20 protein-coding genes are annotated in these 21,859 nt (G+C 50.8%); 14 read left to right on the top strand and 6 right to left on the bottom strand.

Translation table 11 applies throughout. From position 1 onward, the window contains the following. Positions 1-32: 32 nt before the first annotated feature. The gene (locus tag K3T82_RS49045) at positions 33-155 is read left to right on the top strand and encodes a hypothetical protein (protein ID WP_268886624.1); all 123 of its coding nucleotides are present in this window, start codon (positions 33-35) and stop codon (positions 153-155) included. Here K3T82_RS49045 and K3T82_RS10255 read toward each other — a convergent pair. Continuing rightward, positions 152-1,327 carry a glycosyltransferase family 4 protein gene (locus K3T82_RS10255; protein ID WP_220193378.1) on the bottom strand — a complete coding sequence of 392 codons (1,176 nt, stop codon included), beginning with the start codon at positions 1,325-1,327 and terminating at the stop codon, positions 152-154. The genes K3T82_RS49045 and K3T82_RS10255 overlap by 4 nt on opposite strands. Positions 1,328-1,765: 438 nt before the next feature. Here K3T82_RS10255 and K3T82_RS10250 point away from each other — a divergent pair, with 438 nt between their 5' ends. The 6 genes from K3T82_RS10250 (at position 1,766) to K3T82_RS10225 (ending at position 10,093) form a co-directional block, all read left to right on the top strand. Beyond that, a complete protein-coding gene (locus K3T82_RS10250) occupies positions 1,766-3,847 on the top strand; it encodes an LCP family protein (protein WP_220193377.1) in 2,082 nt (693 codons plus the stop codon). Between the two features lie 135 nt (positions 3,848-3,982). Further along, positions 3,983-5,194: a TolB-like translocation protein gene (locus K3T82_RS10245; protein ID WP_220193376.1), complete on the top strand. Its 1,212-nt coding sequence runs from the start codon at positions 3,983-3,985 to the stop codon at positions 5,192-5,194. Positions 5,195-5,641: 447 nt separating this feature from the next. After that, positions 5,642-6,613: a protein kinase domain-containing protein gene (locus K3T82_RS10240; protein WP_220193375.1), complete on the top strand. Its 972-nt coding sequence runs from the start codon at positions 5,642-5,644 to the stop codon at positions 6,611-6,613. Between the two features lie 223 nt (positions 6,614-6,836). Next, a complete protein-coding gene (locus K3T82_RS10235; protein ID WP_220193374.1) occupies positions 6,837-7,226 on the top strand; it encodes a RidA family protein in 390 nt (129 codons plus the stop codon). Between the two features lie 234 nt (positions 7,227-7,460). After that, positions 7,461-8,999, top strand: coding sequence for a chromosomal replication initiator protein DnaA (gene dnaA, locus K3T82_RS10230; RefSeq protein WP_220193373.1), 1,539 nt, complete (start codon positions 7,461-7,463; stop codon positions 8,997-8,999). Between the two features lie 305 nt (positions 9,000-9,304). Next, entirely contained in the window at positions 9,305-10,093 is a 789-nt protein-coding gene (locus tag K3T82_RS10225; RefSeq protein ID WP_220193372.1) for an HAD-IIA family hydrolase, read from the top strand. A gap of 83 nt (positions 10,094-10,176) precedes the next feature. Here the strand turns inward: K3T82_RS10225 and K3T82_RS10220 are convergent, their stop codons facing one another. The 3 genes from K3T82_RS10220 to K3T82_RS10210 form a co-directional block, all read right to left on the bottom strand. Beyond that, entirely contained in the window at positions 10,177-10,788 is a 612-nt protein-coding gene (locus K3T82_RS10220; protein ID WP_220193371.1) for a hypothetical protein, read from the bottom strand. Positions 10,789-10,943: 155 nt separating this feature from the next. Next, complete coding sequence (locus tag K3T82_RS10215) at positions 10,944-11,558, bottom strand: PadR family transcriptional regulator (protein WP_220193370.1); 615 nt, start codon at positions 11,556-11,558, stop codon at positions 10,944-10,946. Positions 11,559-11,937: 379 nt separating this feature from the next. After that, on the bottom strand, positions 11,938-12,114 hold the full coding sequence (locus tag K3T82_RS10210; protein ID WP_220193369.1) for a hypothetical protein: 177 nt from the start codon (positions 12,112-12,114) through the stop codon (positions 11,938-11,940). Between the two features lie 151 nt (positions 12,115-12,265). Here K3T82_RS10210 and glmS point away from each other — a divergent pair, with 151 nt between their 5' ends. Then, on the top strand, positions 12,266-14,137 hold the full coding sequence (gene glmS / locus K3T82_RS10205; RefSeq protein ID WP_220193368.1) for a glutamine--fructose-6-phosphate transaminase (isomerizing): 1,872 nt from the start codon (positions 12,266-12,268) through the stop codon (positions 14,135-14,137). A 265-nt stretch (positions 14,138-14,402) separates the two neighbouring features. Here glmS and K3T82_RS10200 read toward each other — a convergent pair whose 3' ends face one another. Together K3T82_RS10200 and K3T82_RS10195 are read right to left on the bottom strand one after the other, a co-directional pair. After that, positions 14,403-15,296 (bottom strand): ABC transporter permease, encoded by an 894-nt coding sequence (locus K3T82_RS10200; RefSeq protein ID WP_220193367.1) that lies wholly within the window; start codon positions 15,294-15,296, stop codon positions 14,403-14,405. Then, entirely contained in the window at positions 15,296-16,345 is a 1,050-nt protein-coding gene (locus K3T82_RS10195) for an ABC transporter ATP-binding protein (RefSeq protein WP_220193366.1), read from the bottom strand. Before K3T82_RS10195 ends, K3T82_RS10200 begins: the two co-directional genes overlap by 1 nt. A gap of 402 nt (positions 16,346-16,747) precedes the next feature. On the opposite strand from K3T82_RS10195, the gene K3T82_RS10190 reads away from it, so the two are divergent. The 6 genes from K3T82_RS10190 (at position 16,748) to rsmD (ending at position 21,773) form a co-directional block, all read left to right on the top strand. Then, on the top strand, positions 16,748-17,674 hold the full coding sequence (locus K3T82_RS10190; RefSeq protein ID WP_220193365.1) for a serine/threonine protein kinase: 927 nt from the start codon (positions 16,748-16,750) through the stop codon (positions 17,672-17,674). A 432-nt stretch (positions 17,675-18,106) separates the two neighbouring features. Continuing rightward, positions 18,107-18,787 carry a response regulator gene (locus K3T82_RS10185; RefSeq protein WP_220193364.1) on the top strand — a complete coding sequence of 227 codons (681 nt, stop codon included), beginning with the start codon at positions 18,107-18,109 and terminating at the stop codon, positions 18,785-18,787. 164 nt (positions 18,788-18,951) lie between these two features. After that, the gene (locus K3T82_RS10180) at positions 18,952-19,536 is read left to right on the top strand and encodes a general stress protein (RefSeq protein ID WP_220193363.1); all 585 of its coding nucleotides are present in this window, start codon (positions 18,952-18,954) and stop codon (positions 19,534-19,536) included. Between the two features lie 409 nt (positions 19,537-19,945). Then, the gene (locus K3T82_RS10175; protein WP_220193362.1) at positions 19,946-20,422 is read left to right on the top strand and encodes a hypothetical protein; all 477 of its coding nucleotides are present in this window, start codon (positions 19,946-19,948) and stop codon (positions 20,420-20,422) included. Then, positions 20,413-21,189, top strand: coding sequence for a hypothetical protein (locus K3T82_RS10170; RefSeq protein ID WP_220193361.1), 777 nt, complete (start codon positions 20,413-20,415; stop codon positions 21,187-21,189). The genes K3T82_RS10175 and K3T82_RS10170 overlap by 10 nt, the downstream gene beginning before the upstream one ends. Further along, positions 21,189-21,773, top strand: coding sequence for a 16S rRNA (guanine(966)-N(2))-methyltransferase RsmD (rsmD, locus tag K3T82_RS10165; RefSeq protein ID WP_220193360.1), 585 nt, complete (start codon positions 21,189-21,191; stop codon positions 21,771-21,773). The genes K3T82_RS10170 and rsmD overlap by 1 nt, the downstream gene beginning before the upstream one ends. Positions 21,774-21,859 lie beyond the last annotated feature (86 nt).

Here is a 21,859-nt window from a genome sequence, read left to right as displayed (position 1 = left end):
GTGTCCACTCGTAATCTGAAAGAGAGGTTATAATGCCAAAAAAGAAGACATTTAGCACTATGGAGATCATGCTGGCCTGTGTGCTAGTGGGTTCGCTAATCCTCTCACTGCTTCAAGCCCGCAGGGACGAGAAGCAGCAAGAGGATGGGCGCTAGCTGGCCCGGGCTGTAATGAGCGGGCGCGAGGATTCAACCACTTGGTAATAGCCGCGCACAAGGCTTTCCATCGCCTTATACCAGCTATAGCGATTGGCCTCAATGCGCGCGGCTTTACTCATTGCCAGGCGTTGGTCTGTTTGCGTTATTAGGCGACTCAAGTTGCGTTGGTATGATTCTACTTGCTCTTCAATGGTGAGCCCCTCCGCCGCCAGAAGAAGTCCAGTCTGCTGGTGGTGCACCAGATCACGTACTCCCTCCGCATGAAGTCCAACTACGGGTAGTCCGGACGCCATCGCTTCCAGCACCACTTGCCCGAAGGTTTCGGTATAAGACGGAAAGGCGAAGAGGTCTGCCGTAGCATATGCCTGTGCTAGCTCCTCACCACGAAGATAGCCCGTAAAGGTTACTGGCAGGTCCTCAACCTCATGCTGTACCTCGTCGAATGCTGGACCATGCCCGACGATGACCAGGTGACAGCGCTCATGGTCCATCTGGCGATAGGATTGGAGCAGGAGACGCAGATTCTTCTCCCATGAGACACGCCCTACGTAGAGCAAAACAGCTTTTTCTTCAGGCTTCTCACGGTTCTGTAGCCAGTTCGCTCGCAGTTCAGCTGAGCGTTGCCGGGGGTGAAAGAGTGTTGTGTCGACCCCACGCGGCCAGATGCGGAGATGTTCAAAGCCTTGACCGCGCAGCATCTCAGCTGTTGAAGGGGAGGGACAGAAGGTTAGCTCACATTGGTTATGGATAAAGCGGTTGTAGAGCCACATCGGACGTGTGAAAAACGAGAAACCAAAGTGCTCGCAGTAAGCGGCGAGATTGGTATGATAAGAAGAGATGAGAGGCCTGTTCAGCAGGCGGGCCGTAGCCAGCCCAGTCGCGCCCAGGATAACCGGGTCGACGATGTGAATAATGTCAGGCTGGAACTCGATGAGGCGGCGAACGAACAGGGGGCGGAAGAAATTAAACTTCAATTCTGGATAGAATGGGAGAGGCAGGCCTGCCGTTCCAACTACTTCCGCGCCTGCATACTGCTCCATCCCGCTCTCAGGGCCTAGGACCAGGACTTGATGCCCGGTCGCCTGTAAATGCTCAAGCAGACGTGCCAGGGTTCGTGTGACGCCATCAAGCTTGGGTAGAAAATTCTCTGTGATAATCGCTATGCGCATAGGACACCGTTCTGTCTTGTGGAGTGCGAGGCATGACGATGATTTATCTCTGGCTGGCTATGCCAGTGCTCTACCGCAAGCGTACCCGAAATGCATTATGGTAGCGTTATTGGAAAATTAAGCCAGGTTTAGGATTATGTAAAGCGATGGTTAGAGGCTTTCAGGCTTAATGTACCAATATGTCCTATTCTCAGCAACGAAGCGAGCATAAGCGTGATGTTTTTCCTGGGAGAAACGTTATACTTGGTAGAAATAAATAGACATATCTTTGTGTATCAATACGAATGTGAACCAGAAGTGATGTAGCGTGGCGGAAACGCCTCTCAACAATGGTAGGGAGTGATGCTGGCGTGGCCTGAGAATGAGAGGGATTGGAGCGAGGTTCTTATGCATAGAAAATAACAATAACAGTAAGTGTGAAGGAAGCAGGTAATTACCGTGAAACGTCAATTTATGCATATCAAGCCTTCGAGTGGGCAGCATCCCCCTGCGTCACCGCCGCAGGCACCCTCCCCTCAAAATCCCGGTGTTTCCCCAGGTTCCGGTGAGTTTACCCAGAATATAAATCAGAACTCAGATTTTGCTACTATGCCTGTGTCGGAGCATAATTCAGGTATTAGCAAAATGCCTATGAGCGGTCATGGCCTTCTCTCTTCGCCCTTCGTCTCTCCAAATGAGAGCAATGGTCCCACTCCCTCGCCCTTTAACAAACCGAGCGCGAGTAATGGCCCTGCCCCTTCACAGTTTAGTAAACCCGGATTTGGCCGTGGTCCTGCGTCGTTGCCTGCCGTTAAACCGAGAGAGAGCAAGGCTCCCTCCTCTTCACCGTTAGGAAATCCGAGCGCGAGCAAAGGACCTGTGCTTTCGCCGTTTGGCAAATCCAAGCAGACCGCGTCACCTGTAGCCGAGCCTGCCAGTCGCTTCCCTGGCAATACACCTTCTCAGGCTGCGCCTTTCGCCAACGTATCGACGCCTGTCGCTCCAAAACCATCTCGCCCACAGACAGGAAATCTCAATCCCGGCCCTATGAGCGTACCAGGTATACTTGGAAGTATGCCTCGTCCGCAGACAGGAAATCTCAATCCCGGCCCTATGAGCGTATCGGGTATACCTGGAAGTATGCCTAGCATGTCGGGCATTCAGGCTCCGCTGTTGATTCCCCAGGGAATGGCCTCGCGTGCGCCGGGCCAGGCGTTTCAAACGCCCCCACCCACACCTCTCAGGGGAAAGATTGGCAGGAAGAAGCGCCGCTTCCCCATCTGGGCGCAGGTCCTGGTGGCTGTCCTGACCCTCTTAGTGGCTGTTGGTGGCGTAGGTTTTTGGTACTATCAGGTAAATTTTGCCTCCTCTGTAGGTCAGATTACAGGCAGACAGGTTACCAAATTCGATAAAAATGGTAATAAGACCACTGAAGAGAGCTCGCAGAATACTGGCAACAATGGCGGTATGCTTAGCGGTGGTCGTGTGAATATCCTTTTACTTGGCAGTGACAACGATGGTAAGGGCAATGACGGCAAGAGTGGATCGCCCCTGGCGCAGACTGATATTGTAGTAACCATCGATCCTTCAACAAATTATGTAGGCATGCTCTCCATCCCCCGTGATATGCGTGTCTATATCCCCGGCAATAGCGCGGGTAAGATGGACTTTGCCTTCTCCTATGGTTATCAGAGTGGGGCTTCCAAAGATCCATATGCAGACGCCGCTGGTCTGGCCGAGGCTACAGTTGAGAAAAATTTTAATATTCATATTGACTATTATGCCTGGGTTGGTCTGGATGGCTTTATTAAAGTCATAAATACGGCAGGAGGCGTGGATGTTGACGCGCTTCATCCGATGGTCGACGATGTTTATCCTAACGATGTTAAAACGAATGATATCTATGGTTTTAAGCGTTTATATGTCGCGCCGGGCCCTCAACACATGAGTGGTATAGAGGCTCTGGAGTATGTGCGTACCCGCCACTCCGATCTCGGTGGTGACTTTGGGCGCTCCGTGCGTCAGCAGCAGATTCTAACTGCCCTCAAAGGGAAGCTTCAGTCCTCTGATACTGTGAACAAGCTCCCGGAGTATGCCAAAGATCTGACAGGCTATCTGCGGACCGATATGCAGATACCTGATGTGATCAAGATGGCGAACTTCGCACGTACTATTGATGCCGCCAAGATCAATAAACTCGTCTTGAGCCCTCCATATTCCACGTCGATCTCCGGATCATCGGACTACGCGCCTCTGTGTGGCACGATCCTGCCGGACTTGCAGAAGATGTTTGGCAATGAGGCGAGTTGTATGTCAGTGCTTGGCAATACGACACAGCCTCTATCTAAGCAGGACCAGGAATTGGCACGGAACAATCCATCCCATGTGAGTGCCAATACCTCAGACGAGGCGCTGGCTTCCGCTCAGCAGATGACTTCCATGAGCACCATGAGCGTACCCCAAACGCTTGGCGATCCCTTTGGCGTGCGCAGTCTGTTGGATCTGATGTGCATGGTCACCTTTGAGAATATCAAGGTGTAGCTGGCGGTGGGTAGCATGAGCTACGTTTGCTATCCACTGTACACTATGTTGTACATCATCCCTCACATCTTGAAGTGGCTTCGGGTTGGGAAGAACCTGTCACATGATAAATATGCAGTCAATGGGAAAATGACGATGAAGAGATATAAGAAGTATGGAGCCCTGGTCTTGCTGATGTTGCTCTCATTCAGCTTGCAGAGCTGCCTGGGCATCGGCGATAACAAGGGCGATACCTTTGAACATAAAGATAACAGCTCGATAGGTATCAACAAAACTGCGCAAGCCGTCTTTAGTGGGAAGTTCTATTTCACCATCGACCGCAATTTGTACATGTTGGACAGCCAGCGTAACCTCAAGCAGTTGACCAAAGGAATGGACGTGCGCGATCCTTCGCTCTCGCCCGATGGCAAGACGCTGGTCTTTGTAATACGACATGACAATTACTCTGATCTGGCGACCATACCTGCTGGTGGTGGTAAGGTCTCGATTATTCGTAGCGGGAAGGGTGACTACTATAAGGTACCAGGAACAGATATCGTCAAATCAAATGCAAATTGGATTAGCCAGCCTTCTTTCTCAGCAGATGGTAAGAAGGTCCTGTTTCTGAGTGATAGCGAGAAAGAGGACTGGTACAAAGAGACAGGTGTAGATGCCCCCTTGCTTGATCCCATGGTGCAAACCGTATTACTATCTGATCCATCAGCAGATCCTCAGGATGTCGCTTATGGCGATTTCGGTGCGGGCGGTGACCGCGATCCAAGTTTTCGCCCCAGTACACCTAATGAGATTGTGTATACCCATTACACCTATAATATTAAAAATCCCTCTGACCTCTTTACCCAGATCTATCTGGCGGACTCGACCTTGATTGCTCAATATCCCGGTAAATACAGACCTGGCTCGCAGAAGCAGCAGCCTGACACGGGTGTTGCTCTCACCCCCGAGGATAAGGATACGCGGAACTATCAGCCCGCTTTCTCGCCCGATGGCAAGTATATTGCCTATACGCGCAGCACCACAAACAGCAATGATATGAGCATCTATGTGCAGAAGGTTCCCACTGGCATTACCGCAACTCCAGGCGATGAGGCTGATGAGAAAGGTCTGGCAAGCTACAAGGGCGCGCAACTGCTGGTGAAGGGACAGTATGTCTGTCAGCCTGTATGGTCGCCTGATGGAAAGTCGCTGGCATACATCACCTATAACAACAATGCCTTTGATCTGTGGTTAGCGCATGTGAGCGTCGATTCCAAGGGAAAGTATAAGCTCAATGGCACTCCTATCCAATTGACTGATACAGGTAACAAGATTAACGCTGATTCTCGCCCCGTGTGGGCCAAGGCTTAGAGCAGCGTGTGAGATCTGGCTGTTTCTTCCATGCAATGCCAGAAAACAATGAACATGGACTGAATTACCAGCAGCAATTCAGTCCATGTTCATTGTTTATTAATTGTGGATTTCAGGTTGCTCCAGTGCGTGTTAGCTGTAGATGAAGAGTATTTCAAGCGATATGTTCGCCTCTCAAGCGGCTTCGTTGTGGCGCATGAATGGCATGATAGTACATAGAACTCGACGCCATAACGCATTGATGATATACTACCCTCTGGACGTATATATCCTAATTCCTTATTTTCGTCTTACTCCTTATTCGGAAACCTGAGTGCATCAGTACTAGCTGCGACAGCGACATTGGTTTTCGCATAAGACCTTACTCTTTATTTGAAAGCTTGAGCATGCTCAGGTTTTCGCATAAGACCTTACTCTGTTTCGCCCAGGTCGCTTGAGGTAGGTACGTTGAACCAATTTGAAGGCACGTTAATTGCTGGACGGTACGAAATTCGTGAGCATATCGCCACAGGTGGTATGGCAAGCGTCTTCAAAACCTGGGATCATCGCGTCGAACGCATTGTGGCGATCAAAGTCTTGCGCTCGCTTGACAAGAACGATCAGCGTGCTGTAGAACGCTTCCGCCGTGAAGCTCGCGCCGCCGCAGCGCTCGCGCACCCCAACGCCGTCACTATCTATGATTTTGTAGAAGAAGCGGGCCAGTATTTCCTGGTAATGGAATATATTCATGGTCCGACATTAAAGCAGCTCATCGGACAGCGCCGCCAGCTTCACGCTCGCGAGGCGATTGAGATCGCTTCTCAGGTTTGTGCTGTGTTGCAAGTTGCGCATGCCCGTGGCTTTATCCATCGCGATATTAAACCGCAGAACATTATGCTTGCCCGCAGTGGTGGTGTGGGAGGTGGACTGAGTGACGGGGGAGCATGGGTGAAGCTGACAGACTTTGGTATTGTGCGCGTTGCTGAGGATGCAGGTTTGACGAATAGTGGCATCGTGCTAGGTACCGCTGATTATCTCTCGCCCGAACAGGCGCGAGGTGAGACGTTGACCGCCTCTTCCGACCTGTATTCGCTGGGTGTGGTGATGTTTGAGATGCTGGCTGGCCGCCCACCTTTTGTCGGTCCAACGGCTGTCTCAATTGCTATGCAGCATGCTTCCGCTCAACCACCCCCTCTGCGTCCTTTCAATAACAATATCCCATCTGCTGTGGAGCAGTTGGTGACGCGTTCATTACAAAAGGAACCGGAGGACCGTTTTACGTCCGCCGCTGAGATGCAGCAAATCTTACGACAGTGCTCGCGTGAGATCTCGAAGCCTAGAACGGCTGCCTCTCAACCGGGACAGATGTATTCTCCTCAATACACCCCCGGCATGGATGGGCAAGGGCGCATTCCGCCTTCGGGTCGCAGTCCCTATTAAACATATTGGTGGCTTGTCATTCATGACTAGGCCCAGATGTTTTGTGTGAAGATTGATAGATTGTTGTGCTGGTGAGTCGTTGGCTTGCCAGCATTATCCATCATTGTAGAGGGAGGCATCCGTAAGGATAGCCGCACCTGTGCTTGTGTAGTGGTGCATCAGGCGGTGTTCACATATACCAAACACAGCATATACCAGTTTTGTAGGAGTGGAGAATAGTTTTATGGAACTCAAGAAGATTCATACGCAAGAGGCCCCGGCTGCCATCGGACCTTATAGCCAGGCGATCCGCTATGGTCAGTTTATCTATACTTCAGGGCAGATCCCCCTTGATCCAGTTAGTGGCGAGATCGTTGGTGAAGATGTTACCGCTCAGGCGCATCGTGTTTTGCAGAATCTTCAGGCAGTACTTCAAGCTGCTGGCTCTTCCCTTCAGCGTGTGGTGAAGACCACCGTCTTCCTGACTACCATGGATCATTTCCAGGCTGTCAATGCTGTGTACGCAACCTATTTTACTGGTGACACCTTGCCCGCACGTTCCGCTATTGCGGTCGCAGAATTGCCACGCAAATCTCTAGTTGAGATCGAGTGTGTGGCGCTGGCCGAAGAGTAACGCTATCATCTGGTAAACCGCTAAGGTTTATGCGATCGGGACTCTGGCTGTCTCAACATGATTGGCACCAACATGTTCGGATTTTCGTATAAGGAGAGGCTCACAGTACCCGCGTGAGGGTGCGGTTTGACTGGTTGGACCCAAAACGGCCCCGCAAGGGTATGGTAAGAAAGGAGGGCGGCGCATTCCTCTGATTCTGCATGGATAATGAGGACCTATGCCGCTTGCTTACGTGTGAACACTGCTACAATCTGGCGCTCAACGCTTGAGCGACTTCAACATGCGTCCCTTGATACAGTGAGCCGTCAATGGTTGCAGGGCGCACAATTACAGGCTTCAAAGGCCTCCGCCGCTGATGATGCAACTTCGGATGGGGATTCTCTCTATCTGACCTTGCAGGTGAATAATGACCTGGCTCGAGATGTTATCGAGTCTCACTGGCGTCAGGTAGTAGAGGAAGCTTTGAGCGAGGTCACAGGAGCGCCTGTTGTGCTGGTGGTTGTGCACGAACAGGAAGAGAAGAGGCCCATTGAACCTAAAGGCGTCGTTATGCCTCGCCCACCTATCCCTACTCCTCCATCATCGAATAGTCCTCTTCCCCAGCAAAATACAACTTCAGCTTATAATCTCAATGTCACGCGCTCTGCTTCTCAGAGGATGATGCGCTCCGCCGATGTGCCATACGAGGCGGACGGAGGGGCCTTGGGGACACGAGAGCAGTGGGATAATGAGCAGAAACCAGGAATGCTCACCAACAATCGCCTGAACCCACGCTATAGCTTTGATACCTTTATTGTTGGTGGCAGCAATCGGTTAGCTCATGCCGCTTCGCTGGCGGTCGCTGAGGCCCCAGGAGAGTCATATAATCCCCTCTTTCTCTATGGAGGTGTAGGATTAGGAAAGACTCACCTCCTGCATGCGATTGGGCAGCAGGGAGTGCAGACTGGGCTGGCGGTGCTCTACGTTTCCTCAGAGCAGTTTACCAACGAGATTATTAACGCTATCCGTTATCGCACAACTGAGGAATTTCGCGCCAAATATCGTTCAGTGGATATTCTGCTGGTTGACGATATTCAGTTTATCGCAGGTAAGGAATCGACAGAGGAAGAGTTTTTCCACACTTTTAACAGCCTGTACGAGATGAGCAAACAGATCGTGATTTGTAGTGATCGTCCGCCCAAGGCCATTGCCAGTCTGGAGGAGCGTTTACGTTCACGTTTTGAATGGGGTTTAGTTGCTGATATCCAGCCCCCGGACCTGGAGACGCGTATGGCGATCCTGCGCGTTAAGGCTGATGCGCTCCATTATCGCGTTCCCGATGATATTATCTCGTATGTCGCAGGTCGTGTGCAAACGAATATTCGTGAGCTTGAGGGCTGCCTGAATCGCTTGATGGCATATCAGCAATTGCACCGGGTTGACCTGACGATTGATGTTGCACGTGCCGCTATGTCGTCTTTGGGTGCTGATCATCGCGAAACAAATCTGGATGGTCGTCAGATTGCCCAGACGGTCTCTGAGTACTATAGTGTGCCTTTCGAAGCTATGTGTGGTAAGCAGCGTGATAAGCAAGTCCTTGTGCCGCGTCAGGTTGCGATGTATCTAATTCGCCAGGAGACGCAGGTCTCGCTCTTCGAGATCGGACAACTCTTCGGTGGTCGCGATCATAGTACAGTGCTCCATGCCTGCGAGAAGATTGAGCGCAATCTGAAGCAGAATCCCACCCTTCGCCAGGATGTATCAGCTATTCGTGAACAACTCCTGCGCGCCTAGCTGTCTCGCTTATCAGAAGTCCTAAAGCGTTGCCATAAAGGCTTGCCAAGGTCGATGATAGTAGTGTGTACACCATATGAAGGCAACTCTTTAGGATCTTTCACCATCTGCGGTGGTTTACAGGGATCATGGAGGCGCTATAAAGCCCATCTTACCACCTGCGGTGGTATGGCAGGGATCATAGGGTGTGGGCGGATTTGCCATTGGCAAATCCGCCCACACCCTATGATCCCTGCGAAGCACGTCAGCGCTGAGAAGTCTCTAACCTGAAGAGGAACCTATACAGAATCATTACATGGAGATGTATGTTACCACCATATACTACCTACCTGATTGACCTTGACGGAGTCATTTACCGGGGCGCAACCCTGGTACCGGGCGCGAAGGAGTTTGTTGACTGGCTTGAGCGTACCGGGAAGAAATATCTCTTCTTAACGAACAACTCCTTTGCCAGTGAGCAGCAAGTGCTGGATAAATTGCAGGGCTTGGGTATCCATAGCAGCTTGCAACATGTCCTGGGTGCGGGCCAGGCTGCGATTCGCCAGATTGCGCGCCGCTTCCCAAATGGGAGCATTCACTTGATTGGCGAGCGCCCGCTCTATGAGATCGCGCAGGCTTATGGCCTGAAGATTGTGAATTCCCATACAGAGCATGCCGATGCCGTACTTGTGGGTCTGGACCGCGAGTTCACCTACGCGAAGCTCACTGAGGCGATTCTGACCGTTCGTAACGGAGCCGAGTTCATCGCCATTAACCGTGACCCTCTCTTGCCAGTTGCTGATGGCTTTATCGCTGGAACTGGCACGATGGTTGCCGCGATTGAGGCTGGTAGCTCAACTGCCCCTGAAGTGATCGGCAAGCCGCAGCCAGCCTTGCTTGTAGAGGCTATGCAGACGCTTGGAAGCACACCAGATGAGACGGTCATGATTGGAGATGGCCTGGACGTGGATATACTCGCGGGTAAAGCCGCGAGCACCCATACACTACTGGTACTCTCTGGTCGGGCTTCGCGCGCGACACTTGAACATTCCACTATCCAGCCTGACCTGGTTTATGAAGACCTTGCTGCTGTGCTTAAAGATGTAGAGGACTAAGGTTGCACGGGGAATAGGAGAGCGGGGCATGTCATACGCGACATGCCCCGCTCTCCTATTATTTGGCCGTGTTTAAGGTATATTTATTGTTTAGAGGAAGCTGCTTTGAGCGAGTTCGTGTGCTCCTCTTCTTCCTGGCGTTGGGCTTCAACCTCACTGTAGGAGGGGGCGAGCTTCTTGAAGAGCGCGTAGCCCGTGAAGAAAGCCACAGGCCAGAATAGCACAGTGAGTACAATTCCCCCGGTGTTCTCCCAGGTAAGATAGGCTGTATGGGTTGAGGCTCCGTAGATATCGCGTAGAATGCAGAACAGTGGAACTCCATAGAGGAGAACCTTCGCGAACCAGGCTTTGGGTCCGGCTTCAAAGCGCCAGATGAGCAAGTATACCAGCGCACCAAAGACCAGCGCGGAACTGACATAAAAAGTCACGGGGAAATGGGTAATCAGATTGTAATAGTCTTGGGGCCGAATATTGAGTGGGAATTGCTGTGTTGGCTTGGGCGCGGTAAACGTATAATGCCAGAAGTGAGCCAGGTAGGCTACCAGATCGACAAGTACATTTATGACCGCCATAACCAATCCACCAAGCAGCGCTGCTACAAGGACAGCTCTCGATGGACGAATGAACAGCAGTAGCCCCAGAAAGACGACAATGATAAACGAGAGCACGAGTATAGTAAAGTCTAAGAGTTCCATGCGAGAGTCAAACCTTCTATCGTATTAAGGGTAAAGCGATTCTGATTACGGTAATGCTTTAACTAGTACCATAATAGGTAATGTGGTTCTCGTCAAGAGCGAAAAGGGGGTGGCGAGCTTGAACCTTCCAATGACTAATTGTTAGCCAAGATTTTCTAGGTGTCATCTTCACCCAGAGCGTTTTTGCGTCGCGCCTTTTGCAGAACCGTCAGCCACCGTGGGTCCTGTGAGGGTAGTTCAGGTTCTTGCAAGAGCTTGGTTCTCGTTGTGTCCAGCCATTGTAGCTCGCTTTCGAGTCGCATCTGGAGGTATGAGAAGACTAGTGAGGTATATTCGTCGACGAAGGTGATACCATCATGCTGAAGCCCGCGTATATGATTGAGGAGTTCTTCAGATTCTTCACGTCGGGCTTGCAGGTGTTCACGTAGGATGGAACGGTCTGCTCCCGCGATTCCCCAGAAGAGTAGTTTGACCAGAAGCTCGTCACGCATAGGGAGGGGATACTCGGCGGCCTCTTCCATCAGCCAGCGTTGTAATTCGTGCCAACCTTTTGCGGTTAGCTCATAGACCTTGCGCTTGCGACCGTCCTTCTCCTCCTGCTCCATCCGCACCAGGCCGTCTTCTACCAGGGCTTTGATACGCGGATAGATGCTACCAAAGCTCAGGGCTGAGAGCAAGCCGATGCTGCCTTTTTCTACTTCAGCGCGCATATCATAGCCTGAACTGGGAGCCAGGCCAATAATCCCCAACACAATATGATCAACTAACATCACACCGCTCATTCCATCACGCCAAAGAGGCTAGTGGTCTCTCCAAACTCTGTCCGTAAGATGTGCCGCTTGCGGCGCTTTACTCTTCATTATACCATTAAGCCTGGGGATCGTCATCGAGTAATGATGCTTCATGTTGTTGGAATTGTATGCTATGGGCTATGTTATACTCAGGATAGAGACACGTACGATTTATGAGGTATAAGGTAAGCTTCCACATATTCGATATTGCTTACCCAAAAGGGTCCGTGCGCGACATTTTTTCACTTCATTCGTTTATAGTGGTAAGCAGACAAATTCTGCGACATCACTGCCTCTGCGCAAGGACCATAGAACGTGTCTAATAGACAGAGGTGTAAGTAATTCATATCGATAATTATTAGGCAATAAGTAGCGCATGGGCCAGGCTAGAGGAGGAAGCCTGGCTGACGAGGTGGAGGCTGTTCGGAGCATCAGCGGGGAGCCTCCAGGGCCGGTCACAGCCCTGAGAAGTAAGCACACAAAACTGGGTGGTAACACACAGGCCAAAGTGTTTACGGTGCGGTAGCAAGAGCATATATGTGTCACACACTCCTTATGTGTAGACAATAGGGAAGTTATGCGCTTTTTTAGACATGGGAGCGTGGAAGCGCTCTTGTGCTCCTAAAGCGCGCATGCTCGGCTATGCTGTGCTCTGCTACAGGTGAAGAGAAAGGTTTCTTCCTCATATGTGCGGCATCATTGGCTATGTTGGACCTGAAAGCATTGATGTTACTTCTATTCTGCTAGATGGATTAAGCAAACTCGAGTATCGCGGATATGATTCCGCTGGTATTGCCGTTCTCACAGCCGCTGGCAAGCTTGAACTCCACCGTCGCGCTGGAAAAATTGCTAACCTCGCCGCATCTGTCTCCAATGGTTCGCGTCCTGGGGCTGGTACGCTGGGTATCGGTCACACACGTTGGGCAACCCATGGACGCCCTGATGACACTAATGCACACCCCCATACAGACTGTAGTGGTACATTATCGCTTGTCCATAATGGTATCATCGAAAATTATGTCGACCTGCGCCAGGAATTGATCGCGAATGGTCATGTCTTCCAGTCTGAGACTGATACTGAGGTCCTGGCACATCTTGTTGAGCACACCTACTTTGGTGAAGCACAGCGCGATCTACCTCAGGCGCTCCAAATAGCGCTGAAGCGCGTTGAAGGTACCTATGCCATAGCGGTTGTTAGTCGCGAACAACCCGACCTACTGGTAGGTGCGCGCCACAATGGGGGGCCATTGATTGTGGGCTTGGGCGAGCGCGAGAACTTTCTAGCATCCGATATCCCTGCTCTCCTTAAGCATACACGCAACATCATTGTGTTAGAAGAAGGTGAAATCGTTGAGCTACGCCCGCATAGCGTCGTAATTACTGACTCTGCTGGGAGTAAAGTACTTCGTAAGCCGCTTGCTATTGATTGGGATATTGAGGCTGCTGAGAAAGGGGGCTATTCCCATTTCGCGATCAAAGAGATTAATGAGCAGCCAGAGGCCCTACGGCGTGCTTTGTTAGGCCGCGTACATCAAGGTGAGCTCCGCCTGCCAGAACTGGATGCCTTACGTGCCTCCGGTACTCTGGATAATATTCTGCGAATTGTCATTGTCGCCTGTGGCTCATCATATCATGCTAGCTTGCTAGCCAAATATGCTATCGAAAAGTGGACGCGGATTCCGGTTGAGGCAATTACGGCCTCTGAGTTTCGCTATTGTGAGCCTATTATGGGGCCTGACACATTGTGCGTGGCTGTGACGCAGTCGGGTGAAACTCTGGACACAATTGTGGGTGTTCGCCAGGCGCGTGAGCATGGTTCACCTGTGATCGCGATTACTAACGTTGTCGCCAGCGGAATTACACGTCTCTCGGACGCCGTACTTTACCTGCACGCGGGACCCGAGATCTGTGTTGTGTCTACTAAGACCTTTGTTAACTCAGTCTCTGTCCTCTACCTGCTAGGTCTCTATCTGGGACAGCAGAATGGACAGGTGCAACCCGAGCAAATGCGTAAGCTCCTTGATGAGTTTGAGCGATTGCCTGGACAGATCCAGGATATCCTCGATAAAGCAAACGCCCCTGACGATATCATTGCTCCCCTGGCTCAAAGAATGGCTCAGGTCCGTAGCATGGTTTTCATCGGGCGTGGCGTGGGCTACCCGACGGCCTTAGAGGGAGCGCTCAAGCTGAAGGAGATTTCATATATCCATGCGGAAGGCTTTCCAGCAGGTGAGCTCAAGCACGGTTCTATTGCCTTGCTTGACCCTGAGACGCCGTTGATTGGTATCGCGACTGCTTCGCATGTCTATGATAAGATTGTTAGCAACATCCAGGAGGTGCGTGCTCGCGACGCGCATGTCATCGTTGTTGCCACCGAAGGGGACGAGAAGATTAAGCAACATGCTCACGATGTGCTGTATGTGCCGTCTGCTCTGGAAGCCTTTAGTCCATTGCTGGCGACCATCCCACTGCAACTCTTTGCCTATTATGTTGCTGTCGCGCGCGGATGCAATGTTGACCAGCCTCGCAATCTCGCCAAATCCGTCACGGTCGAGTAAGCGAGAGCGAAATCCCTTAATCGAGACCTGAATAGCGTAAAGAAGAGAGTTTGCAAATCATTACAAGCTCTCTTCTTTGTTTATGCTGTTGTGCTCTGACTCTTGAGTCTGGATAGTGACAAGAGTGTGATGTTCCATATTCGCAAGCAGCTAAGCAGCATGAACATTGCTATATCGGCCAATGGCTTTCTTGAAGGTAATAATAAAAGCCCCAATTCTCACAAAAGTGAGAATTGGGGCTTGAAGTGTTGCTGGAAAGGGGAGGTTACTCAGTCATATCTCGACGGCTGTAGAGAAGGTACCCACCGAAGAGAAGGATGAAGAGATAGATTAACAGAATAATGAAAGCGGTGCCAGGATTCATAACGTCAGCACTACTGGGGGGGGTTGGGTCATGGAAGAGTAGTGCTCCTGCTCCATTTAGTACCGTCTGAGTGACGGATCCAGGTAGCCATTCCACGATATGCGTGATTGTTCTTGCTGCGTTCACATCGAAGAGGCTGGCAAGGAGCATGAGAATACTGCGCACCAGGATCTCAAAGATTTGATAGCCAAGAGCGACGGCTGTGCCCGCGATAGGGTTGCGCCCTAATGTGGCAATGAATACGGCTATGGTGACAAAGAAGTAGATGTTGAGAGTATGAGTCAGCCAGTATAGCAGCAAGCTACCCCAATCACCGCCTACTGGTAAGGCCATCTTCACACCAAAGGCAGCGCCAAGGATGAGCGAGAGCAACAATCCGACCAGGAGGGTGATACCTGTCACCAGGAACGTAATTGCCGCAAGCGAAAGGAGTTGTGCCGTATAGACCTGGGCACGGCTCATGCCACGCCCAAGTAACTGGCGTTGGATGCCGTAAGTGTATTCGCTGCCAATCAGAGTCGCAGCTAGAATTGGTAGAAGAAGGGGGCCTAGCGAACTCATGACCGCGCTGAAGTTTCTAAACAGGCTAGGGTAGGCTAGCAGATCATGTTTATTGATGGCAAGGAAGATGCCAAGCATGATGAGTAGCGGTAGGATATAAATAAGCCCCAGGATTTTGCTCATCATGCGTCTGCGCATCTGGTAGACATTCCACCCAACCATGCGCCAAACCTGTGTGAGCCAGCTACCGCTAGGTGTTACCTGGATGTTGGTAATCATCGAATCGGCTTTCATTAAGCATTCCTCCCTTGCCCGGTTGTTGATAATTGTTGGATATGGGCACTTGATTGTGTGCTATCTGGCGCCTGGCCCTCGGTTAATTCCAGGAAGAATTTCTCCAGACTTGCCTCCTGACGGCGAATTTCAGCGGCGTAGATGCCTTTCTCGCCCAGGAGAGCGTTGATTTCCATTGCGTAGTCAATGGGTGCCTCTACTTGTAGGAGAGTACTTCCCACCGGGGCCCAGGAGCCTGGTTCGGCCTGAATGCAACCTGCGCTCTTTAGCCAGGGGGTCTGGGCTTGCACTTCTCTGAGCACCTGTTCGGCCTTGTGAGCTTGATCGGGATATTTAAAGCTCAAGAGAATGCCCTCTCGGTCTGAAAGCAGTTCGTTGACACTTCCCTGTACCAGTAGTTTTCCAAATTTGATGATGGCGACGCGTGAGCAAACCTGTTGAATTTCGTACAGAATGTGGCTGGAAACGATGACGGTAATACCTTGTTGTGCGAGTTGCCCAATGAATTTGCGAATTTCAACAACACCAGCGGGATCAAGCCCATTGGTCGGCTCGTCCAGAATGATAAGTTCTGGTTGACTGAGCAGTGCCGCGGCGATACCCAGGCGCTGTTTCATGCCGAGCGAATATTTTCTGTAAGAATCGTTGGCACGCTCAGCCAGGCCAACCTGTTCTAATACTTCGTCAATACGTGCATGTGTCATGCGATTGTTGGCCAGGCCTGCGAAGGTTGCCATGCCACGCAGGTTTTCGCGACCCGAAAGGAAGGGATAGAATGTTGGTTGCTCAACGATTGAGCCTGTTCGGCGTAGGGCCTGGAGATATCCATGCTTATCTGATGAGCGCTGATCTAAAAGGGTAATCGATCCATGATTAGGTTGAAGTAGACCCAGTACCATACGGATCGTTGTAGTTTTTCCCGAACCGTTGGGGCCTAGCAGACCAAAGACATCGCCTCGGAAGACCTCTAACGCCAGGTCGTCGACAGCGGTACGTGTGCCGAAACGCTTTGTTAGATGTTCTGTGCGTAAGATTGCTTCTTGCTGCATTTATAAGTTCCTACTCTCGTTGAATTAACCTATCTATGAGTATTAAACGATGACAAGAGTATCGCCTAACATAACATCTTTTGTTATCAGCCTACAGCATGACCACCTTCTCGTCTAGGACCTTGCTGTGAAGGCGCCTGCTTATGACCCACTAGTCCTATTTAGAACCATCCTTCACTTGCTTTGGCTCCCAAGGATGAGAGAATATCGGTAATCTTCGCTGATACTTCTTGATCCAGAATGGGGTTGGGTATTGAGGCGTTATCTTACAGGCATAGAGTGAAGTGTAACAAAATCTCACTCGTTTGGTTGATGACATCTAGCGTGCGGTATTTGTAGAATGGAGGGCAAATTGTAGGAATGCGCCAGAGTTTGTCTGGCGGGTGGTAAAGGGTCGCTTTTATGCTCAAGTCGACACAGATTAATAGCGCTCCTGGTCTTCAGACTACTATCCAACAACTTGGGAGTTACCGCTTGATTCGGCTCTTACGATGCGGGGGATATGCAACGTTGTACCTGGGTGAACATCGTTATTTGAAGACGCAAGTTGTACTCAAACTACTCAATACCTGGTATGCGACTGAGAGCGATGTGCGCTCGCTGCTCTCTGAGGCAAGACTGCATGCCTGTTTCCCCCATACGCATATCGTACGTGTCCTCGACTTTGGCAAAGCGGAAGATATTCCCTTTATGGTCATAGATTATGCGCCTCATGGAACGCTGCATGAGCACTTCCCGCAGCAGCGAGTAGTCACATTACAGGTTATATTGCCATATGTTCTTCAAGTGGGGTTGGCTCTACAGTATCTTCATGACGCTGACATTGTTCATGGAGATGTAAAGCCGCAGAATATCTTATTGGGGCCAAACTTTGAAGCCTGGCTGTGCGACTTTGGAGCGGCCAGATCGGTAACCCAAAGTCTACACTTAGGGGATGAACAGATACCACGTGGTACGGTCCTGTATGCCGCTCCTGAGCAGATTCGTGGACGGCCTGAGCCTGCAAGCGATCAATATGCCCTGGGTGTGATGTTATATACCTGGCTTTGTGGTCATTATCCCTTTCAGGGGAGTGCAACGCAAATCTGTCATCAGCATTTATATGCTGAGCCGAAAGGGATGCGTGCGTTTATGCCCGAGATCCCTGATGCGATTGAACAGGTAATTCTACGCTCACTGGCAAAAGAACCTTCCCGCCGCTTCTCCTGTATCGCGACCTTTATGGATGCTCTCCAACAGGCTACGTGCTGCCCAGCTTTTCGTCACCGTACCCCCCTTATGTATGTGCGCTCGCTTTTAACAAAGCTGCTGTCTCGCGAAAATAGTTAAAATGTAAAAATGTTGTATTTAGGGATGAAATTCTCTGTTATGTCGCCCTCTGTGCTATTCTGCCCCGCTCGTAGATAAAATTTGCCCTCAGCTAGCTTCTCGATGAAATCGATTGTCGGACGTTTTGACGTCTAACTGGGACCGAGGAGTCTCGTGTTTCTATGCATTAATAGCTGAATGTAATAAATCGGTTTTATTTAAAGGAGATAAATGGGTGAGTGCCTCACTCTATAGGGTTGGTTTACGCTAGCTTGGTAGAATGAAAAAGGAGGAGATAGGATGTAAGCTTTTGGCAACATACAAAAGAGTGATGTGTAAGGTCTTTTGCGATAACCAACACCTTCATCGTCGTTAGCGTTGATGTGCCTGAGTATTTGCATAGAGATTAAGGCGTAAGACTGAATCTCACTCTGAGGTAGGAGAGTGTAAGTGATGATAAATGTAGTGATAGTGGATGACCATGGAATGGTACGTGAGGGATTACGTCACTTTCTAGCCGAGGATCCTGAGATCGTAGTTGTGGGCGAGGCAAGTGATGGAGCCAGTGCTTTGCAACTCGTACAACGAGTCCGCCCGAGTGTCGTCTTGATGGACGTTATCATGCCTGGTATGGATGGTATCGCAGCCACAGCCTCTATTCATAAATTGTGCCCTGAATGCCGTATCATAATGTTGAGCAATCATGTTGAGCGTTCAATGGTCATCCATGCAGTCAAGGCAGGGGCGGTTGGCTATTTGTTGAAGGACACAATGGCGGAAGATTTGTGTCATGCGATAAAAGAGGTTATGCTGGGAAATGTACAGTTTTCGGCCCAGGCGTCTATGTATCTCTTGCACGAAGTGCGTGAGCCTCATTTACCCGAAACGCTAACAGAGCGCGAGGCCGATGTTCTCAACTTGTTGGCTCAGGGGCGTTCAAATAAGGATATTGCGCGCCATTTACATATCGTTGAGGACACGGTGAAGACGCATGTGCGACATATTTTAGCAAAGTTGGGTGTGCAGAGCCGCACCCAGGCAGCACTATACGCGACGCGTCTCAATCTAGTTTCCTCACGGGAATCTGAGGAGAATGTGCAGTTCACTGAAGTATCTGGTGTTCGGCCGCTTTAGGCGCGGTGGTGAGCGTGATGTGAGTTGACACTCTGCATCTCTAGATGATGTGTGTAGACGTGGGTGCGTGGTGGCGTGTGGCTGAAACTCAACGTTTAGTTTTTCCGTAATGGAGGCAAGACATTATTGAGCGACACACGTATTTGGGAAGGAGGTTTGAGCTAATGGCTATGACGCAGAAGATTGTTGCGGTAGGTGTCTTTGAAGAAGCGGAGAAAGCCAGGAGTGCAATTGATGAGCTTCGGCGTGCTGGTTTTAGCAACGATGAGATTGGTTATCTCGCACACGCACGCCTGGAGGGGCTTTCAGAGGCTACTGTTGCCAATACCACGACGGGGATGGTGGAGGGTAGTGTATTGGGTGGTGTATTAGGGGCTGTCGCGACTTTGCTCATTCCTGGTATTGGCCCGGCAATCGCGGGTGGAATTCTGGCTGCGACGCTGGGTGGTGCCGCACTAGGTGCAGCTGCTGGTGGTTTGATCGGCTCGTTTGTGCGTATTGGCATTCCCGAAAAAGATGCGGCTTTCTATCAAAAGGAATTGCAGGCAGGACATACTGTTGTGACAGTGACGACGGCTGGCGAGGATAGCTATGGTGATGCCCTGGCGATTATGCGCGCCAATGGCTCGTATGATGCCAGCACCAAGTTAGGTGTAATCAATACTCCCCCACCTATGCGCCCCTATGGCGTTTCTGGTCCTCCGGCAGAGAGATCTGATGAAGATGAGCCTGAGCATGAGGACCTCTAATTTCTCTTGCTCTGAGTGACAATGTAACCTCATTTTTCCCTCTTTTAATGTTAGCCTTCATTGGGTGGCAAGGTGAGATTGTTGCGGTTGTGGCTCTTGTGCATGTCTTCCTCCTTAATTCCAAATAGGCTGCTGTTGGGGATTGGTAAGAGTTTAGAGATAGTAAAGGCAGAATTGCTCAAGAGCTAACCGCCAAATGTTCTAGAAACAGAGAGAAGAAGTGCTCACAAAGCCTGTTTTTGGTATAATAGTTCTTATGCTGACTCCAGATGGTGTTCAATTGTGCTAGTGGTGATCTGGGCGAGTCAAGTGAGTAGGCAGAATAGTGAGTTTAAAGCATTAGCCAACGCCGCCTGAGCGGGGGCTAGCTTCGTCAGGCAAATGAGAGGCAAACAGGAGAGTGCTTAAAATGGATGGTCAGAAGGATAGGCCGAGGGGAGATCGCGAGCATATCTGGTTGCGCTATGCGACTGAGTTTACCAGCGGGGGGCGTAAGCATACGATTGAGATGGGTGTGCCTATGCCGCTGGGAGCCAACGATGAAGAGCGTGAGAGCCTCTTAAACGAGGCTGAGCAGGGGATGCAACAGTTGATAGGTCGGATTGAGAAGAGTGCGAATCAGGCATTTCAGCGCGCCCAGAGTGGTCTGGTGGGATCAATTCAGGCCCCACAAAGTGGACGCCCTGCTCAAACTCCGCAGAAGCCTGCTTCAATGCCTGCCCCCAGACGAGTGCGCAGTCATCTCCCAAAGGCGCACAGGTTCGCGAGAGTGCAGCGTCTCAATCGGGGGCTGCTGAGGTTCCGACGCCGGCTGGTCGTGCCGGAATTGGCCCCTTACCAACTACGTCGACCTCAACGGGCGATCAGGGCAGCGATATGCATCTGACCGATTTTCTGCATTATATTAAAGAGACGTGGGGGATTGGGTCGCGCGAGGCGATGCAGTATTTGAATGTGCGCTCTTTGTCTACCATTAATCGTCGCGCAGCAGTCGCACGCTTGCATGAACTGCTAGATAAAGAGCAGAGGACAGGGCAGGAGGCCAGTCAGCGCTCTATGCCTGCTCGTTCGAGTGAGCGCCCACATACAGCCCCTTCGGTAGACACACAACCTCCGCAGATACAGAATCGTGTCGGTATGGCGAATGTAGATGCTCCAATGCCTACCTCCGCCCCATCCGCTCAAGCAATTGCCAATCAGCCAATACGTTTGGTGCCTGAGGGGACGAATGGACATGCCCCTGGCGCGAAAATCATGGAGGTCATGGCACCCGCAGAGCGCGGGCGTCCAGTTCGCACCTTTGATGAGGAGATTGAACCAGAGGATCTAGAGGGACTTGCTGATTTAGAGGAAATTGGCCCTGCCAGTGCTCCTTCCGCTTTGATGCATCTTGCCTACGATAAACTACATCAGCTTCGTGAAATCAAAGGGGCGACAGTCGTGCGTGAGCATCGCCTCAAGGTTTTGAATAATGTGGTTGGCGATCAGATCAGCGAGGCACAGCTTCAGAAGCTAATTGAAGGCATATGGAATGTGCCAACCCTGAAGAAGCTAAAATTAGACCAGAATGAGGCTCTGATTACCTGGGCAAAGGAAGACGATTTTGTTCCTGAGGCTGAGGCCGTCTTACAACTGTTGGAGGAAGAACAATAATGCGGGTAGTAACTGGTGAGGCCAAGGGCAAGCGTCTAAAATCGCCCAAGACTATTGGGACACGTCCAATTCTTGATCGCGTCAAGACTGCGCTTTTTGATATTCTCTCGGGCGAGATAAGTGGAACTCGTTTTCTAGATCTGTTCGGAGGTGTAGGGAATGTCGGGATCGAGGCTTTGAGCCGTGGGGCGGCCCATGCCACATTCATTGAAATGAATGCCCAGGTATTTCGTATACTGCGCGAGAACTTGCAAATAACGGGCCTCATTGATAGAGCTGAAACCATTCGAGGTGATGCCTTTAAATTTCTTCAAACGGGCATGACTCCAGGAACTACCCGAAGAGCTTTCGACATTATCTATGTTGCGCCTCCCCAATATCAGGAGATGGCGGCGCGAGCTTTGGAGATACTTGATCATTCGCCGCTGGTCGCCGATGAGGGACTAGTCATTATTCAGATTCATCCTAAGGAGCGTCCAGGCGTGGCGGCGGTTTCATGCCAGCGACTTGTGCTCAGCGATGAGCGGCGTTATGGCAGCACGCTGTTGATGTTCTATCGCCTACCAGATACAGAAGCCGAGTGATGCATCATATGGCATTGAATCAAGCATGATCAACGGGCCATTAGCGGAATTATGTACAGCTGTTTGGGTAGAAATGTTATAGGATC

The sequence above is a fragment of the Ktedonospora formicarum genome (genome assembly GCF_016587355.1).
In the GTDB taxonomy this organism is placed as follows: domain Bacteria; phylum Chloroflexota; class Ktedonobacteria; order Ktedonobacterales; family Ktedonobacteraceae; genus Ktedonobacter; species Ktedonobacter formicarum.
Note: the sequence above shows the minus strand (reverse complement) of the source record. Positions and strands in the feature narration are given on the sequence as shown.